This window comes from Chelatococcus albus (genome assembly GCF_030067675.1).
GTDB classification, from domain to species: domain Bacteria; phylum Pseudomonadota; class Alphaproteobacteria; order Rhizobiales; family Beijerinckiaceae; genus Chelatococcus_A; species Chelatococcus_A albus.
Map to the genome: position 1 here is coordinate 12,670 of NZ_JASJEV010000009.1, position 17,715 is coordinate 30,384.

General features: G+C 69.6%; 13 protein-coding genes and 1 pseudogene. 5 read left to right on the forward strand and 9 right to left on the reverse strand.

Going from position 1 to position 17,715, the window contains the following annotated elements; genetic code table 11:
* Positions 1-6: 6 nt before the first annotated feature.
* Positions 7-327: pseudogene (cutA, locus tag QNA08_RS14110) on the reverse strand (divalent-cation tolerance protein CutA); the annotation flags it as partial.
* 100 nt (positions 328-427) lie between these two features.
* Between cutA and QNA08_RS14115 the strand changes: the two are divergent.
* Entirely contained in the window at positions 428-1,201 is a 774-nt protein-coding gene (locus QNA08_RS14115; protein ID WP_283741372.1) for an NAD kinase, read from the forward strand.
* Positions 1,202-1,231: 30 nt separating this feature from the next.
* Here QNA08_RS14115 and QNA08_RS14120 read toward each other — a convergent pair whose 3' ends face one another.
* The gene (locus QNA08_RS14120; RefSeq protein WP_283741373.1) at positions 1,232-2,446 is read right to left on the reverse strand and encodes a DUF2336 domain-containing protein; all 1,215 of its coding nucleotides are present in this window, start codon (positions 2,444-2,446) and stop codon (positions 1,232-1,234) included.
* The gene (locus QNA08_RS14125) at positions 2,443-3,516 is read right to left on the reverse strand and encodes a lytic transglycosylase domain-containing protein (RefSeq protein WP_283741374.1); all 1,074 of its coding nucleotides are present in this window, start codon (positions 3,514-3,516) and stop codon (positions 2,443-2,445) included. The genes QNA08_RS14120 and QNA08_RS14125 overlap by 4 nt, the downstream gene beginning before the upstream one ends.
* Before the next feature lie 121 nt (positions 3,517-3,637).
* Here QNA08_RS14125 and QNA08_RS14130 point away from each other — a divergent pair, with 121 nt between their 5' ends.
* Both QNA08_RS14130 and QNA08_RS14135 read left to right on the forward strand, forming a co-directional pair.
* Positions 3,638-4,129: a MaoC family dehydratase gene (locus QNA08_RS14130; RefSeq protein WP_283741375.1), complete on the forward strand. Its 492-nt coding sequence runs from the start codon at positions 3,638-3,640 to the stop codon at positions 4,127-4,129.
* A 5-nt stretch (positions 4,130-4,134) separates the two neighbouring features.
* Positions 4,135-5,016: an HpcH/HpaI aldolase/citrate lyase family protein gene (locus QNA08_RS14135; RefSeq protein ID WP_283741376.1), complete on the forward strand. Its 882-nt coding sequence runs from the start codon at positions 4,135-4,137 to the stop codon at positions 5,014-5,016.
* 79 nt (positions 5,017-5,095) lie between these two features.
* Here the strand turns inward: QNA08_RS14135 and QNA08_RS14140 are convergent, their stop codons facing one another.
* The 4 genes from QNA08_RS14140 to QNA08_RS14155 form a co-directional block, all read right to left on the reverse strand.
* The gene (locus QNA08_RS14140) at positions 5,096-8,293 is read right to left on the reverse strand and encodes an efflux RND transporter permease subunit (protein ID WP_283741377.1); all 3,198 of its coding nucleotides are present in this window, start codon (positions 8,291-8,293) and stop codon (positions 5,096-5,098) included.
* A gap of 3 nt (positions 8,294-8,296) precedes the next feature.
* Complete coding sequence (locus QNA08_RS14145) at positions 8,297-9,433, reverse strand: efflux RND transporter periplasmic adaptor subunit (RefSeq protein WP_283741378.1); 1,137 nt, start codon at positions 9,431-9,433, stop codon at positions 8,297-8,299.
* Between the two features lie 377 nt (positions 9,434-9,810).
* Positions 9,811-10,416, reverse strand: coding sequence for a flavin reductase family protein (locus QNA08_RS14150; protein WP_283741379.1), 606 nt, complete (start codon positions 10,414-10,416; stop codon positions 9,811-9,813).
* Between the two features lie 82 nt (positions 10,417-10,498).
* Positions 10,499-11,068 (reverse strand): nitroreductase family protein, encoded by a 570-nt coding sequence (locus QNA08_RS14155; protein WP_283741380.1) that lies wholly within the window; start codon positions 11,066-11,068, stop codon positions 10,499-10,501.
* Between the two features lie 432 nt (positions 11,069-11,500).
* Between QNA08_RS14155 and QNA08_RS14160 the strand changes: the two genes are divergently transcribed.
* Together QNA08_RS14160 and QNA08_RS14165 are read left to right on the forward strand one after the other, a co-directional pair.
* Positions 11,501-13,942: a YfhO family protein gene (locus QNA08_RS14160; protein WP_283741381.1), complete on the forward strand. Its 2,442-nt coding sequence runs from the start codon at positions 11,501-11,503 to the stop codon at positions 13,940-13,942.
* A gap of 287 nt (positions 13,943-14,229) precedes the next feature.
* A complete protein-coding gene (locus QNA08_RS14165) occupies positions 14,230-15,120 on the forward strand; it encodes a hypothetical protein (protein WP_283741382.1) in 891 nt (296 codons plus the stop codon).
* An 82-nt stretch (positions 15,121-15,202) separates the two neighbouring features.
* Here the strand turns inward: QNA08_RS14165 and thrS are convergent, their stop codons facing one another.
* Positions 15,203-17,179: a threonine--tRNA ligase gene (thrS, locus tag QNA08_RS14170; protein ID WP_283741383.1), complete on the reverse strand. Its 1,977-nt coding sequence runs from the start codon at positions 17,177-17,179 to the stop codon at positions 15,203-15,205.
* A gap of 73 nt (positions 17,180-17,252) precedes the next feature.
* A complete protein-coding gene (yidD, locus tag QNA08_RS14175) occupies positions 17,253-17,633 on the reverse strand; it encodes a membrane protein insertion efficiency factor YidD (RefSeq protein WP_283741384.1) in 381 nt (126 codons plus the stop codon).
* Positions 17,634-17,715: the final 82 nt, after the last annotated feature.

Below are 17,715 nucleotides of genomic sequence, written 5' to 3' on the forward strand. Positions count from 1 at the left end.
CGCCGGCCCGCCGCCGGTCTCGGCGAAGAGCCAGGCGAGCGTATCCGCATCGCCGCCGCTCGCCGGCAGGAAGAGAATGACCGGCGTCTCGTAGGGATGCGCGGCCTTGACGGCGGCGCGCACGGCCTCCGCGAGGCCCTCGCGTGTCTTGATCAGGGCGACGACCTCTCGGCCCGTCTCGATCGCGCCCCGCCAGGCATAGAGCGAGGTCATGCCCGGGATCATATTGACGCAGGCGGCGAGCTTGCCGGCGACGAGCCCGCGCGCCACCGATTCAGCCGAGGCCTCGTCCGGAAAGGTGGTATAGACGACGAGCGCCTGCTCCATGCTATGTCTCCCTCTCCCGTCGCGGGAATCCCTCGATGAGGGCCGGATCCGCGGCATCCTGCCGGTCAAGCACGCCCGAAGCCAGTACGAACGAGTGCCTATGGCCCGCCGCTTCTCCTCCATCGCCTTCGTGTCCAGCGGCGCGCCGGAAGCCGACGAAGCCCTGGCGACGCTGGTCGCCCGTTACGGCAACCACGACCCGGACACCGCGGACGTCGTCGTGGCGTTGGGCGGCGACGGCCTCATGCTGCAGACGCTTCACCACTTCATGGGGACGGCCAAGCCGATCTACGGCATGAACCGCGGTTCGGTCGGCTTCCTCATGAACGAGTTCGAGGACGACAATCTCGTCGAGCGACTGGAGCAGGCGCACCGGAGCGTGGTGCATCCGCTGCTCATGATCGCGCACGATGCGCACGGCGCGACGCACCAGGCCCGCGCCATCAACGAAGTCTCGATGCTGCGGCAAACCTACCAGGCGGCGAAGCTGCGCATCAGCGTCGACGGCAAGGCGCGCCTGTCGGAGCTCGTGGCCGACGGCATCCTCGTCGCCACGCCGGCGGGCTCCACGGCCTACAATCTCTCGGCCAACGGCCCGATCCTGCCCCTCAATGCGCCCCTTCTGGCGCTGACGCCGATTTCCGCCTTCCGGCCGCGGCGCTGGCGCGGGGCGCTCCTGCCCGACCACGCGCGCGTGCGCATCGACGTCCTCGAGGCCGACAAGCGGCCGGTGAGCGCGGTGGCCGACCACACCGAGTTCCGCTCCGTGTCGCGCGTCGACATCGCCATGGATCGCAGTGTCGAGCTCGTCATGCTGCATGATCCCGGCCACAGCCTGGACGAGCGCATCCTGCGCGAGCAGTTCGGCTATTGAGGCTGGCGCCGGGCAGCCCTCCCGCCCCCGTCAGGCGGCGAGCGCGCGCGGCTCGTCCCACATGTCGGCGAGCGCCTCGGGATGGTGCTCGATGATGACGGCGAGCGCCGCATCGTCGGCGAGCGCGTCCGCGAGCCGCTGCGCCTCCTCGCGCGCCGCCTCCGCCTCGAACCGGCGCAGCAAGGCCGTGATCGGCGCAGCTTCGGCCGCAGGCAGCATCTCGCACTCCGCGACGACGCGCGCGAGCGCGGCGCGTGACAGCGCCGGCCGCTCGCCCCCGGGGCCATGGCCGATGTCACGCGCCGCTGCGAACGCAGAGCGGAACACCGGCAGATAGGATCGCGGCAGCCCCGCGCGCCGGTAGAGTGCAGGAAAACCCGCCCCCCTGCGGTCGTGGATGAGCCCCCCGACCCGCGCGAGCGGCAGGTCGGCGAGCAGGGCGAAGCAGGCTTCGGCAAAGGGCACGGCGCCGCTCAGCACCGCCCTGAGGAGGAGCGCGAGCGTGAGCTCGCCGCTTCGGCACAGGTCGGCGGCGAAGGCGGCGGTATCTGCCTCGTCCAGGCGGGCGGCGAGGGCCAAGGCTGCCCGCTCCTTCGCTTCGCGGCAGACCCGCTCGCTGCGCTGGGGGGACAGCCAGCCGCAGCCGGTGACGAAGGCCGACAGGCGCCCCGCCACGAGGCCGGCGATTGTCTGGCGTGTAGCGGCCGACAGGTCCCTTCGCGCCAGGAGCGCCTCGCGCAGGTCGCCATCCTCGCCGTGGCGCTCGAGCATGCGGCGCAGGGCGGATGCCGGAATGGAGGCTCCGGGATTGCCGGCAAGGGCCACCAGTGCCTCGGGCGCTCCCACCTCCGCGAGCGCCGCGGCGACCGGCGCCGACAGCTCGGCGCGCAGCGCGATCGCCGTCTGCGCCAGGGCGTCGCCGACGGCGGCGCAATCGACGAGATCCGCGTCGGTGAGCACCGGGGACCGGGCGAGCACGAGCGCGGCGATGTCGCTCTGATCTCCGGCGAGACCGACGACGAGCGCCCGCGGCGCGTCGGGCGCGTCGCAAAGGGCTACCGCCATCGCCCGCCGCACGAGGGGGGATGGATCGTCCAGGGCGGCCAGCAGCGCCGTTTCCGCCTCGCGGCGATCCTCCGGCGACAGCTCCGCCTGCAGATAGGCCCGTGCGAGCGCGCTCGTGCCCTGCGCGCGCTGCGTCGCGGTGGCCGTGCGGGCCCAGAGGAGATAGCGGCGGACGATCATGTCGAGCGCCGCGTGGTCATGAAGCTGCGCAGGTCGAGCGGGCTGCGCGCCGCCGTCCCATCGGCCCGCGCCGCCTTCGCCGACCCGCCGAGCTCGGCGGGCCGCGGCGGCGGCAGCGGCGCATCGACGAGCCTGGGCGGGCCATCCTCGAGGCTCTCCTCGGGCGCCGCGGGTGTGAGGGCGGCGATGCGTGCCCCGCCGTCGTCCGACCGCGGGAAGAAGGACAATGTGGCCCTGGCACCGGGCGCCTCCGGCCGCTTGGAGCGCGCAGCCTCGGCCGACCAGAGCCGCGTCACGGCCTCGGAGACGGGGCCGCGCCGCCCCTCGGTGCGAAACAGCCCATGCATGGCCGGACCGTCCGCGCGCGCGACCGTGAAGGGGCCGGAAGGTGGCGCGGCCGAAGCCGGAGGCATGGCGACCGCGATGGGATTGCCCATGGCGGCGTGGCTCGCGGCAAGCGCGGCATAGACCTCGCCGGCGCCGCGCGCGCGGCCGGACTTGTCGTAGAAGATCGCCCTGTTGGCGCTCGCGGCCTCCGGAAAGAGCGCGGCGGCCGATTGCGTCGGCGCCGTCTGCGCCGTGCGGATGAGATCGGCCGCGCCGCGGGCGCCGAGCACATGCGCCACATAGAGATCGCCGGCGCTGGGTTCGCGCCCCAGGGTTGCGGACAGCGCCTCGCGGTTGCGCTGCGCCAGCGCGCCGGCCATGACCGCCGCGATCTGTGGATCGCTGCGCAGCGCCAGGATCTCCTGCTTCACGACCGGGTCGTCCACGGTGAAGCCGCCGTTCCCGCGCTCCGCGATAGCGCCGGCATAGCCGGAGAGCCCGTGCTTGGCACCCTCGCCCTTGACGATGCCGAGCCAGGTCTGCTCGATGAACTGAAACAGGCCGGAGGCCGAGGAGGTCTTGGCCTTGGCCGAGGGATCAAGCGCCGACTCACGCTGCGCCGTCCTGAGAAGGTAGTCGAACTCGACGCCCGTGCGGTCCGCCCCCTGCCGAATGGCGTTGACCACCGGCGTCGCGGCGGCGGGCGCGGTTTCGCGTGTCGCAGGCGTCGTGAACAGGAACATCGGCCACCCTGGGAAACCGGTCTGGGCACACCCGCACCGATCCTTCTCTCGCCTTCGAAGGTGCGCCGATTATGGTAAATGAAGCCCTAAGAGCCTTGAGTCTCCGGGAGAGAGAACGACCATGACGGTGCCCTCGCATGCCAAGCCCCACCCCCGCGGCGGCCTTTACTTCGAGGATTTCACCGTCGGCCACGTGTTCCATCACCGCCTCACGCGCACCGTGACGCAGATGGACAACATGCTGTTCTCCAACATGACACTGAACCCCCAGCCACTGCACATCGACGCCCATTTCTGCGCGACCGAGACGGAATGGGGCCGGCCGCTCATGAATTCGCTCTTCACGCTCGGCCTCATGATCGGCATCTCGGTCAACGACACGACGGTCGGCACCACCATCGCCAATCTCGGCATGACGGACGTGAAGTTCCCCGCTCCCCTCTTCGAGGGCGACACGGTGAACGTGACGACGGAAGTGGTCGCCACGCGGGAGTCGAAGTCGCGGCCGGACGCCGGCATCGTCGACTTCATCCACCGCGCCTACAAGCAGGACGGCACGCTCGTCGCCGAGTGCCGGCGCCAGGCCTTCATGCGCAAGCGTCCGGCGGCCTGATCCCCATGCGCTCCCTTCTCTTCGTCCCGGGCGACAGCCGCAGGAAGCTCGACAAGGCGCTGGCGAGCGGCGCCGACGCGCTCATCGTCGACCTCGAGGATTCGGTTGCCCTCGGCGCCAAGGCCGAGGCGCGTGCGACGACCGCCGCCTTCCTGCGCGACACGGCGGCGGGCGGTGCCGGCCCCCGCCTCTTCGTCCGCGTCAACGGCCTCACGACCGGCCTCACCGACGACGATCTCGACGCGGTCATGATCGGCAGGCCCCACGGCATCGTGCTGCCCAAGGCGAACGGCGGCGTCGACGTCAGCCACCTCGCCGCCAAGATCGCCGTGCGCGAGGCGGAATTCGTCCTGCCGGACGGCGCCACGCGCATCCTCGCCATCGCCACCGAGACCGCGAAGGGGGTCTTCGCCCTCGGCACCTACGCCGGCGCGAGCCACCGCCTCGTCGGCCTCACCTGGGGCGGCGAGGACCTGTCGGCCGATCTCGGCGCGGAGACCAACCGCAATCCGGACGGCACCTACGCCGATCCCTATCGCCTCGCCCGCAGCCTGACGCTTCTCGGCGCGGCGGCCGCAGAGGTCGAGGCGATCGATTCGGTCTTCACCAACTTCCGCGACGAGGCCGGGCTCGCGGCCGAGTGCGAGGCCGCCCGCCGCGACGGCTTCACGGCCAAGATGGCCATCCATCCCGCGCAGGTGCCAGTCATCAACACCATCTTCACCCCCTCGCCGGAGGCGGTCGCGCGCGCCCGCGCCATCACCGTGGCCTTCGCCGAGAACCCGGATGCGGGCGTGCTCTCCATCGACGGGGAAATGCTCGACCGGCCGCACCTGACGCGCGCCGAGCGCGTGCTCGCCCGCGCCAGGGCCGCGGGCGTCGCCTGACGGGCCGGGCTTCCCCCGGAACCGTCGGCGAAGAGCACCCGGGCGGCCGCAGGCGCGGCCGCCGGTGCGCCTTCGGGCGCTATTCCGCCTGCACCTCGTGCGCCGCCGGCTGAGCGGAAGCTGCGGCCGCCGGCACAGGCGCCACGGGCGGCGCGCCCTTCAGGCGCTCGCGCGTTGCCTGGATGACGACGTAGAGCGTCGGAATGACGAAGATCCCGAGAAGCGAGGCGAAGAGCATGCCGCCGAAGACGGCAGTGCCGACGCCGCGCCGGCTGAGCGCGGCGGCTCCTGTGGCGGTGACGAGCGGCACGAGGCCGAGAATGAAGGCGAAGCTCGTCATCATCACGGCGCGGAAGCGCAGGCGTGCCCCCTGCTCCGCCGCCTCCCGCACCGGCACGCCCTTCTCGCGCTGCTCCTTGGCAAACTCGACGATCAGGATGCCGTTCTTCGCCGCGAGCGCAATGAGCACGACGATGCCGATCTGGGCGTAGATGTCGTTCGGCAGGTCGAGGAGCCACAGGAAGAAAATGGCGCCAGTCACGCCGACCGTCACCGACAGCAGGACGCCGATGGGAATCGAGAAACTCTCGTAGAGACCGACCAGGAAGAGATAGGCGAAGACCACCGCCAGCGCGAGGATGATGCCGGTCTGGCCTGCCGCCTCCTTCTCCTGCAGTGCCGTGCCCGTCCACTCGTAGGTGTAGCCGTTCGGCAGCGTCGTCGCCGAGATGCGCTCCATGGCGGCGATGGCGTCTCCGGAGGAACGGCCCGGCGCCGGGCCGCCGTTGATGGTCAGGCTGCGGACGTTGTTGTAGCGCTGGATGAACTGCGGGCCGAGGATGGTCTCGGCGCTCGCCAGCGCGCTGAGCGGCACCATCGTGCCCGAGGCGTTGCGCACGTTGATGCGGTAGATGTCCTCGACCTCCCGCCTGTCCTTCGCCTCGCCCTGGATGATCACCTGCCAGGTGCGGCCGAAGAGGTTGAAGTCGTTGACGTAGAGCCCGCCGAGGGAGGCCTGCAACGCGGTGAAGATGTCGTTCACCTGGACGCCAAGGGTCTGCGCCTTCTCGCGGTCGATGTTGAGGAAGACGAGCGGCGTGTCGGCCGCATAGGTGCTGAACACGCCGGCAAGTTCGGGCTGCTGGTTGGCGGTGACGACCAGTCCGCGCATCGTCGCGGCGAGATCCTGCGGCGACTGCCCTGCGAGGGCCTCGAGCTGGTACTCGAAACCGCCGGCCGTCCCGAGGCCGATGATGGGCGGCAGGTTGAAGGGGATGACCAGCGCCTCGCGGATGGACAGCGATTCCCGCCTCAGCTCGGCGATGAGCGACTTGGCGTCGGTGCCCGCCGCCTCGCGCTCCTCGAAAGGCTTGAGCAGCGCCACGAGGAAGGCGCTGTTCGACTGGTTCAGCCCGTCGAGCATGCTGTAGCCGACGATGGTGGTGACATCCTGCACGGCGGGCGAGGCGCGCAGGATCTCCTCCACGCGCACGGCCACCTCCTTGGAGCGGGCGACCGCGGCCCCCTCCGGCAGCTTCACCTGGACGAAGAAGGCCCCCTGGTCCTCCTCCGGCAGGAAGCCGGTCGGCACGCGCTTGCCGATGACATAGGTCAGGCCGACCGCGATGGCGACGAAGAGGAGCCCGACGGCCGCCCGCCGCACGAGCATCGCCACCACGTGCCCATAGCCGTCGCGCACGCTGTCGATGGCCTGCGACACGCGGCCCATGACCCGGCCCACGACGCGGCCGACGGGCCCCGACCCCGCGTGCGTCGGCTTGAGCAGCAGGGCGCAGAGCGCCGGGCTGAGGGACAGCGCGTTCACGGCCGAGATCACCATGGCGACCGACACCGTCACGGCGAACTGCTGGTAGAGCTGGCCGGTGATGCCGGGAATGAAGGCCACCGGCACGAAGACGGAGAGGAGCACCAGCGTGATCGCCACGATGGGCGCCGTGATCTCCTTCATGGCGATCTTGGTCGCCTCCGGCGCCGGCAGCCCCGTCTCGTGCATGACGCGCTCGACGTTCTCGACGACGACGATGGCGTCGTCGACCACGATGCCGATGGCGAGGATCATCGCGAACAGCGACACCGTGTTGGCCGAGAAGCCGAGCGCCAGCAGCACCGCGAAGGTGCCGACCAGGGCAACGGGCACGGCGATCATCGGGATGAGCGTGGCGCGCGCGTTGCCGAGGAAGATGAACACGACGAGGATGACGAGGACGAAGGCCTCGACGAGCGTGTGCTCGACCTCGTTGATCGTGCTCTTCACGAAGGTCGTGGTGTCGTAGGTGATCTTGTAGTCGATGCCCTTCGGGAAGCGCATCTTCAGCCGTTCGAGGGTGGAGCGGATGCGGTCAGCCGTCTCGATGGCGTTGCTGCCCGGCGCCTGGTAGATACCGATCACCGCCGCGGGCTTGCCGTTGAAGCGGTCGGCGACGTCGCTCGACTGCGCGCTCACCTCCACGCGCGCCACGTCGCGCACCTTCACCGTCGAGCCATCGGGGTTCGAACGGATAACGATGTTGGCGAATTCCTCGACCGTCTCGAGCCGCCCCTGCGTCTTCAGCGTAAGCTGCAGCTGCTGGTCGTCCGGCATGGGCGGCGCGCCGAGGCGACCGACGGCGGCCTGCGCGTTCTGTTTCTGGATGGCCTGCACCACGTCGCTCGGCGTCAGCCCGAAACTCGTCAGCGTGTCGGTCTGGAACCAGACGCGCATGCTGTAGTTCTGCGAGCCGAAGATCAGCGCCTGACCGACGCCCGGCACGCGCGCCAGCGTGTCGAGGACGTTGATGATCGTGTAGTTGGTGAGGAACAGCTCGTCGTAGCTGCCGTCCGGCGAATAGAGCGCCACGAGCTGCAGCAGGGCCGGCGACTGCTTGCGCACCGTCAGCCCCTGGCGGCGCACATCCTCCGGCAGCTTCGACTCGGCGAGGCTCACGCGGTTCTGCACGTTCACGGTGTTGATGTCGGGATTGGTGCCGACCGCGAAGGTGACGGTCAGCGTGTAGCTGCCGTCATTGCCACTCGTCGACTTCATGTAGAGCATGTTGTCGACGCCGTTCATCTGCGACTCGATCGGCTGCGCCACCGTCGACTCGACGACGTCGGCGCCCGCGCCGGGGTAGGCGGCCGTCACCTGCACCTGTGGCGGCACGATGTCGGGAAACTGCGCGATCGGGATGCGCGTGAGCGCGATGAGGCCCGCGAGCGTGATGACGATGGAGATGACGAGCGCCAGCCGCGGCCGGTCGACGAAGATGGATGACAGCATGGCTCACCCCCGCGCCGGCTGGGCAGTGACGGGAGCGGCGTCGACGGGCGCGCCCGGTCGCACCCTCTGGATGCCGTCGACGATGACTTTGTCGCCTGCCTTGAGCCCTTCCTCCGCGACGACATCGGCTCCCTGCTGCGGGCCGAGCCTGACGCGCGTGACGACGGCCTTGCTGTCGGGGCTCACAGTGTAGACATAGGCACCGCTCTGGTCGTTGAGAACGGCGCGCTGGGGGATGACGATGGCGAGCCGCGGCTGCTCCGCCTCGGCGCGCACGCGCACGAACTGCCCGTCGACCAGCACCCGGTCGGGATTGGGAAACCGGGCGCGGATCGTCAGCGTGTCGGTCGTCTGGTTGACGCTGACGTCGGCGAAATCGATCTGGCCTGCCTGCGGGTAGCTCTCGCCATTCGCGAGCGTGAGGCGGATGACGGCCCTGGAGGGATCGTCGCCCTGCTTCTTGGCCTGTTCGCGCACGTCGAGGATCTGGCGCTGGCTCACGGGAAAGGTGACATAGATCGGATCCTGGCTGACGACGGTGGCGAGCGCCCCCGATTCCGGCCCGACGAGCGCCCCGACGGTGAAGGTGGACAGGCCGATGCGGCCCGAGATCGGCGCGGTGATGCGCGTGTAGCCGAGGTTGATCTCCGCCTGCGTCAGCGCCGCCTGCGCCTGCAGCACGGCGGCGGCGGTGACGCGCGCCTGGGCGCGCCGGTCGTCGAGCACGGCCTCGGAGATGTTCTGCGTCTTCATGAGCTGCTCGGCGCGCTGCAGCTGCACCTTGGCGTTCTCGGCCTGTGCCTCGGCGCTGGCGAGGTCGGCCTTGCGCTGGGCGACCTGCGCCTCGTAGGTGTCGGGCTCGATGTCGAAGAGCAGGTCGCCCGCCTTGACGTCCATGCCCTCCTGGAACTTGCGATCCTTCAGAAAGCCGGGCACCCGCGCCCGGATGTCGACCTTGTCGACGGCGACGACGCGGCCGGTGAAGGTGAGGCCGCCGGTCACCGGCCGCTGCTCGGCGGTGGCGACGGTGACGGCGGGCGCCGGCTGCGGCTGGGCGTTCTGGGCGGATGCCTCGGGCGGGGCTGCGGTGAAGGCGATGACGGGGACGAGAGCCAGGAAAACGCGACGGCCGAACGCCATGAGGATGTCTCCCTTCGGTTGAGCCGCGCGGGCTCCTTGCCGACGGTCGAATGCTAACCCAACTGTATCGACGAATCGCGACGAGTTTTCCCCCTCCTGCACTCGAACGGGCCCGTCGATCGCCGGGAAGCGGCATCGGCTGGCTACGATGGTACCATCGGCCAGTTCCGCCGGATCGACAAGGCCGACCGATCGGCCGCTTCGCGGGACAGGCAGGGGAACGGAAGGTGCGGGGGAGAGGGAGCGGTTGCGACGGGCCGTGCTTCCCGCAGTGAAGCACGACGGGCGTTCACCGCCTGTGCGTCGCCCACGAGAACGCGAACCGAAGGGCAGAGGCGCGGCGGGTGCTGGCCGCGTCCCCGTGGCGCCGCGCCGCCTCAGCCGCCGGCCGGCCGCGTCAGCGAGAACACCTCGTCGACGACGGAGTAGTCCTTGTAGCCGAGGCGGGCGATGGGCTGCATCGCCGGCGTGTCGACGACGCCATCCTTGAGGAAGCGGTCGTCGATAAAGATGCCAATCACCTGGCCGAGGACGAGCCACCGGTCGACCGCGCGACCGTCGATGTCCTCGAGCTGGATGGTGCGCAGGTGGCGGCATTCGAGAGCCGCGGCGATGCCACGGACGCGCGGCGGCCGCACCAGCCGCGACGGCTCCATGGCAAGGCCGGCTGCTTCGAACTCGCTCGTCCCGCGCGGCAGCGGCGCGGAGGTCGCGTTCATCGCGTCCCGGAGGTCGTAGGTCGCGATGTTGCAGACGAACTCGCGCGTCTCATCGACGAGCGAGACGGAATCCTTCCGCCCCTCGCTGGAGAAGCCGACGATCGGCGGCCGCGTCGAGAAGGCATTGAAGAAGCTGTAGGGCGCCAGATTGACCGCTCCGTCCGCTCCCATCGACGTGATCCATCCGATCGGGCGCGGCACGACGAGCGCCTTGAAGGGGTCGTGCGGCAGGCCGTGGTCGTTCTTCGCGGTGTCGTAGAACACGGGTCGGGGTCTCCGGACGCGCTCGCGGGCGGGTCTCGTCTATCGCATTTCTGGACATGCCGGAACGGCGGCCGCCGCGACGTCAGCCCTCGTACCGCGTGACGATGTCGGCGAGCGCCGGACGCGGGCGGTCGCTCGGCTTCTCCGTCGCTGTGCCCACGTGGATGAAGCCGGCGATGCGCTCATGGGGCTCGAGCCCGAGGGCGTCGAGCACGCGCCGGTCGAAGGCGTACCACTCGGTGAGCCAGCTCGTCGCATAGCCGGCGGCGTTCGCCGCCACGACGAGGTTCATGCACACGGCGCCGGCAGAGAGGATCTGCTCCCACTCCGGGATCTTCACGTGCGGCCTGGCGCGCGACACCACGGCGATGACCAGCGGCGCATGGGCGAGGCGCTTGCGCTCCGCCGCAAGGCGCTCGCCGGAGGCATCCGGATTGTCCGCCGCGAATGCGCCGGCGATCACCTGGCCGATGCGGTGGCGGGCGTCGCCCTCGATGAGGATGAAGCGCCAGGGCGCCAGCTTGCCGTGATCCGGCACCCGCGATGCGATGGAAAGAAGCGCCTCGAGCTCGGCACCCGAAGGGGCGGGCGCGCCGAGCATCGGGGAGGGCACGGAGCGGCGTGTACGCAGGAGGTCGAGCATGTCGGTCATTGCGAGGAGAGGTGGCAGGGGCGACCCGTGACGATGTTCATCATGTGGTCATCTGGTTTCCGTTAGAGCAGGCGCGGCAGGCTCCTTCAACCGTCGCACCGCACCGCGCTTGTCCTGCGCGCATGGTGCGCTAATGTCGATGGCTGGAGCAGATGCTCCACGTCTGTGCCCGGCACTCCCTTGTGAGCCCGGCGTTTCAGCGGGGTGGGCGGCCCTGCCGCCCGAAGGATGGGGATGCGCCGTGGTCATGCGGGCCATGCGTTGGACAGGCCGTGCGGCCGCCCGTGACGGGCGCGCGGACCTGTTGCGCGTGCTCGCGGCCCACCGCCCCTCACCCCTGCCGTCGCATCGGGGCGGGACGGGCGCCATGCCCGCCCGCAGCCGGCAAACCACCCTCCGTCGCAGTTGCGTGTCCCGGTGGCCCCGACGACCATGACGGCGAATTCTCCGGCCTCAGATCTTCCCTGCTCTTCAGCCTGGACGCCGCGGCGAACGCTCGCGGCCGGTTTCGCCGTCATCCTCTTCTGGGCGGCGGCGGCCAGCATGTGGCTCCTGACCGACAGCGTCGTGCCGTGGGATTCGAAGAACCACTTCTATCCCATGCTGCGCTACCTCGGCGCCTCCCTCGCGAACGGCGAGTGGCCGCTGTGGAACCCTTATCATTTCAGCGGGTTTCCGGCTGTGGCCGATCCGCAGTCGCTCCTCTTCACCCCGACGATGCTCCTCTTCGGCTGGCTCGTGCCCACGCCGTCGATGCATCTGTTCGATCTCGTGGTGCTCGCCCATTTCCTGCCCGGGGCCGCGGGCGTCCTCGGCCTGTTCCGCCGGCGCGGCTGGCACCCGGCGGGCGCGGTCGTGGCGGCGATGATCTACATCCTCGGCGGCTCGGCGGCGGCGCGGCTGCAGCACACGGGGATGATCTTCTCCTACGGCTTCTTCCCCCTGGCGCTCCTGTTCCTCGAAAGCGCGCTCGCGCGGCGGTCCTATCTGCGCGGCGTGCTCTTCGCCGTGACGGCGGCGCTCATGGCGGTCGGGCGCGACCAGGTGGCCTTCCTGTGCTGCCTCACGCTGATCGGCGCGGGCCTCCACCAGACGTTCAGCTCCGGCGCGCCGCTCGCCTTCCTGCGCTCGCGCCTGCCGCTTCTCGCCGTCATGGCGGCCACGGGCGCGGTCATCCTGGCCGTGCCTGCCCTCCTCACCATCCAGCTCCTGATGGAATCGAACCGGCCGGCGATCGGCTTCGGCGTCGCCGCCATGGGCTCGCTGCCGCCGTCGAGCCTCGCGACCCTGCTGTTCGGCAACGTCTTCGGCTCTCTCGACACGACCTACGACTACTGGGGCCCCGGCCCCTCGACGCTGGCGGAAGGGTCGTGGACGGACCGCGCCGTCAACTATCTCTTCGTCGGCACGCCGCCTGCCCTGCTCCTGCTCTGGCACGGGATCGCCGGCGGGCGGCTGTTTGCGCGCGACTTCCGCTTCTTCCTCATCGTCGGCCTCACCGCCCTCGTCTACGCGCTCGGCCGCTACACGCCGGTCTTCGAACTGCTGTTCGATCATGTCCCCGGCGTCGACCTCTACCGCCGGCCGGCCGACGCGACCTTTCTGATCAATTTCGCCGTCGCGATGGCGGTGGGCTATCTCGTCCATCGCTACCTGCGCCACGGCCTGCCGGGCCGCCCGACGGCGCGCGGTGCCGTCTCCGGGGCCCTGCTCACCTCCGCCGCCATCGCTCTGGCCATCGCCGCCGTGGCCGCCGGCGCAAGCTTCGCGGTCACCGCCGGCGAGCTCGCGCGCGCGGCCCGCGACATGGGGCTCGGCCTCGCGCTCGCCGTCCTCGCCGCCGCGGTCCTCGTCCAGGGAGCGCGCCGCCCGGCGTGGCGCACAGCCGCCGCCTGCCTCTTCGTGCTCGGCACCGGGGTCGAACTCGTCGGCCGCAATGCCGCCTCCGCGCTGAACGCCGAGCCGGCGCAGCGCTATGCCGTCTTCGAGGAACTGCCCGCCGAGCAGCTCCGCGGCCTGCAGATCCTGAAGACGGAGCTCGACGGCCGGCACGCCCGCGGCGAGCGCCCGCGCATCGAGATCCTGGGCCTCGGCGGCGCCTGGCAGAATGCCTCCATGGTCTTCGGCCTCGAGGACACGATCGGCTACAACCCCCTGCGCCTTGCCGACTACGAGCGCGCCGTCGGGCCGGGCGAGAACGCCGCCGATCCCAATCTGCGCCATTTCCCCGGCACCTTCCGCGGTTACCGTTGCCGGCTCGCCACCCTGCTCGGGCTCGAATATCTCGTGCTCGACCGGCCGATCGAGCGGCTGCCGCGCCACTTCCCGCGCCTGACGAACGCCAATCTCCTCTATGGCGCCGGGTCCATGTGGATCTACCGGCTGACGCCGACCGCACCCCGCGCCTATCTCGCGACGCGGCTCATCGCGGTCGACAGCGAGAGCGTGCTGCAGGAGGACGAGCTGCCGGAGTTCGACCGCAACGGCGAGGCGCTGATCGACGAGGCCGATGCCGAGGAACTGCGGGGCGATTACGGCCTGCGCGACCAGACGACGGCGCCCGAGCCCGCCACCGGCCAGGTGCGCATCCGCGGCTACCGCCGCAACGCCGTCGTCATCGACGTCGAGACCGACCGTCGCGCCATGCTGGTGCTGCACGACATCTACTATCCGGGTTGGGAGGCGGTGGTGGACGGCGAGTCGCGCCCCATCCGGCGCGTCAATCTGCTCTTCCGCGGCGTCGAGGTGCCCCCGGGCAGGCACCGGGTGCATTTCACCTTCCGGCCATTGTCGGTCAATAACCTCGTCGCCGCGATGTCCGACCTGATCGCTCGCGAGGAGAACGGCGTGGCCCTGCAGACCCGCACGCGCTAGAGCATTTTCCGCCGAAGTGGACGCCGGTTTGGCGAAGAACCGGAGGCCCGCGCCAGCGAAAATGCTCTATTCTCAAAAAGATAGACGCACTTCCCGATTCAATTGAATCGGGAAGTGCTCGAGAGACCCTTTTTGAACGGTGCCCTGTTTCCCTGCGCCGAGAACATTGAGTAGACAGGATGGGGGCGAAACGAGGCGAAGCTGAAGCGGCCGGCGTGCAACTGCTCGTCGCCCGTGGATCGGGAGCATCAGCGGCCGCGCCTGCCCATGGTTGAGAACGACGAACGATGAAGCTCGCTCTGCGCCGCGTCGCCGCGGTCACGGTTGCCCTCTTCACGGCGGCGTCTGCGGCTGACGCCCAGACGCCCGCGAAACCGGCGGCGCCCCTTCCCTCGCTGCCGGCGACGGGGGGCAGTGGCGCGGCTGCGCAGGAGGCGGCCCTTTCATTGGGCGCCGTCTTCGCGGGCGAGGGCAAGTTCATCCGGTCCGGCCTCGTCTGGCGCGTCTATGCCGACCGCGGCGACAACGCCGCCCCGACCCTCGTCGCGCGGTCGAACGAGCCTCTGCCTGTCTTCTCCCTGCCCACCGGCAATTACATCGTGCACGTCGCCTACGGCTTCGCCAGCGCCACGAAGCGCCTTGTCCTGCGCGGCAACCTGCTCGACCGGCTGACCGTGAGCGCCGGCGGCCTCAGGGTCGGCGGCGCGATCAGTGGAACCCCCATCCCGGCGTCGAGGCTCACCTTCTCCGTGTACGTGCCGGTCGGCTCCTATTCCGAGGGGCGGCTCGTCGTCGCCAATGCCAAGGCCGGAGAGCTCCTGCGCCTGCCCGAGGGCACCTATCACGTCGTCTCGAACTACGGCGATACCAACGCAAGCCAGCGCGCCGATCTCAAGGTCGAGGCTGGCAAGATCACCGACGCCACCCTCAACCATCGCGCCGCGACCGTGACCCTCAAGCTCGTGCGCCTGCCGGGGGGCGAGGCCTTCGCCGGCACGGCCTTCTCCGTGCTGACGCCGGGCGGCGACGTGATCCGCGAGGCCATCGGCGCCTTTCCCTCCCTGGTCCTGGCCGAGGGCGACTATGTCGTGATCGCCCGCCACGAGGGGCAGGTCTACACGCGCGAGTTCAAGGTCGAGAGCGGCAACGACCGCGACATCGAGGTCGTGGCCCGCTGAGTGGCACGGCCGCACCGTCGGCGCACAAGGACAAACGCGGGGCCGGAGCCCCGCGTGTGCGATCGTCGCGCGTCGGATTTGCTCAGGCCACCGCCCGCAACGCGGCGCTGCGCCGCTGATCCGGTGGCACCGCCTCCTCCGCGAAGGCGGCGAGCGCCGCCTCGAGGCCCATCGATGTCTGCTCCTGCGAGCCGAGACGGCGGATCGAAACCGTCCGCTCGGCGGCCTCCTTTCTGCCCACGACGAGAAGCACCGGCACCTTGGCGAGCGAATGCTCGCGCACCTTGTAGGTGATCTTCTCGTTGCGCAGATCCGCCTCGACCCGGAGGCCTGCCTTGCGCGCCGCTGCCACGACCTCGGCCGCGTAGGCGTCGCCCTCGGACGTGATGGTGGCGACGACCATCTGCAGCGGCGCAAGCCAGAGCGGGAAATGCCCGCCGAAATGCTCGATCAGGATGCCCGTGAAGCGCTCCATCGAGCCGCAGATGGCGCGGTGCACCATGACCGGGGTCTTCTTCTGGCCGTCGTGGTCGACATAGAAGGCGCCGAAGCGCTCCGGCAGGTTGAAGTCCACCTGCGTCGTACCGCACTGCCAGTCGCGCCCGATGGCGTCGCGCAGCACATATTCGAACTTCGGCCCGTAGAAGGCCCCCTCGCCCTGATTGATGTCGGTCTTGATCCGATTGCCCGAACGCGCCGCGATCTCGGCAAGCACGCGGCGCATCACGTCCTCGGCGTGGTCCCACATCTCGTCCGTGCCGACGCGCTTGGCCGGCCGGGTGGAGAGCTTGACCACGATGTCGTCGAAGCCGAAGTCGGCGTAGGTCGACAGGATCAGGTCATTGATCTTCAGGCACTCTTCGGCGAGCTGCTCCTCGGTGCAGAAGATATGCGCGTCGTCCTGGGTGAAGCCGCGCACCCGCATGAGGCCGTGCATGGCGCCCGACGGCTCGTAGCGGTGCACGACGCCGAACTCGGCGAGCCTGAGCGGCAGGTCGCGGTAGCTCTTGAGGCCGTGCTTGAAGATCTGCACGTGGCCGGGGCAGTTCATTGGCTTGAGCGCGAACCAGCGCTTGTCCTCGGCCTCGTCGCCGGCCGACTGCGCCGCGAACATGTTCTCGCGGTACCAGTCCCAGTGCCCGGAGGTCTCCCACAGCACCTTGTCGAGGATCTGGGGCGCATTGACCTCGGCATAGTCGCCCTCGAGCCTGCGGCGCATGTAGGCGATGAGCTGCTGGAACAGCGTCCAGCCCTTGGGATGCCAGAAGACGACGCCGGGCCCTTCCTCCTGGAAGTGGAAGAGGTCCATCTCCCGGCCGAGGCGGCGATGGTCGCGCTTCTCGGCCTCCTCCAGCTGCTTGAGATAGGCGTCGAGCTGTTCCTGCGTCGCCCAGGCGGTGCCATAGATGCGGGTGAGCATCGGCTTCTTGGCGTCGCCGCGCCAATAGGCCCCCGCCACCTTCATGAGCTTGAAGGCGTTGCCGACCTTGCCGGTCGAGGTCATGTGCGGCCCGCGACACAGGTCGAGCCACTCGCCCTGGCGGTAGACCTTGAGGTCCTGCCCCTCCGGAATCGAGTCGACGAGCTCCACCTTGAAGGCCTCGCCCTTCTTCTCGAAATAGGCGCGCGCCTCCTCGCGGCTCCACACCTCCTTGGTGAAGGGCGCGTCACGGGCGATGATCTCCCGCATCTTCTTCTCGATCGCCGCGAAGTCGTCGGGCGTGAAGGGCTCATTACGAAAGAAGTCGTAGTAGAAGCCGTTCTCGATGACGGGCCCGATGGTCACCTGCGTGCCCGGAAAGAGCGTCTGCACCGCCTCGGCGAGCACGTGGGCACAGTCGTGGCGGATGAGCTCGAGCGCGCGCGGATCGTCCCGCGTCAGGAATTCGATCCGGGCATCGTGGGCGATCGAGTCGCCGAGGTCCTGCACGGTACCGTCGATGGCCATGGCGACCGTGCGCTTGGCGAGCGACTTGGCGATGCTTTCGGCGACGTCGCGGCCCGAGATGCCGCGGGCATACTGACGCTGGGCGCCATCGGGAAAGGTGAGAGTGATCATCAACAAAAATCTCCCCGCTCACTCCTGCGAACTGAGGCAGGTAAGCGTCTGGCCGAACGGACAGGTTCAGGATTCAGGAGGCTCGGTCGCCGTCCGGTTCGACGGCCTCGCACTGGAAAGCCGGCGCGTTCACGCCGCGCCAGCGTCCGTAAGTCCACGGCTTATACCAGCCGCTTCCGGGCGGCAACGCCTCCGGCACGAGATCGATGCCCGCCGTGCCCCAGGGGTTGCAGCGGCAGATGCGCGCCACCCCCATCCACCCCCCGGCCCAGAAACCGTGCCGCTGCATCGCCTCGTCCGTATAGGACGAACAGGACGGCCAATGCCTGCATTGTCGGCCGACGAAGGCCGAAACCGTGAGTTGGTAGCCACGGATGAGAATATGGGCTATCCACACGGCCAGCGATTTTTGGGGCGTTCCGGCCACAATCTCACCTTCGTCGATGAGCCACATATGGCGCGCGTCGGCGTTCTCGGCCAGTCGCTCCTGCGGGCGGTCCGCAGCTTCGGTGATGCGTCATAGCGATGCGTTAACC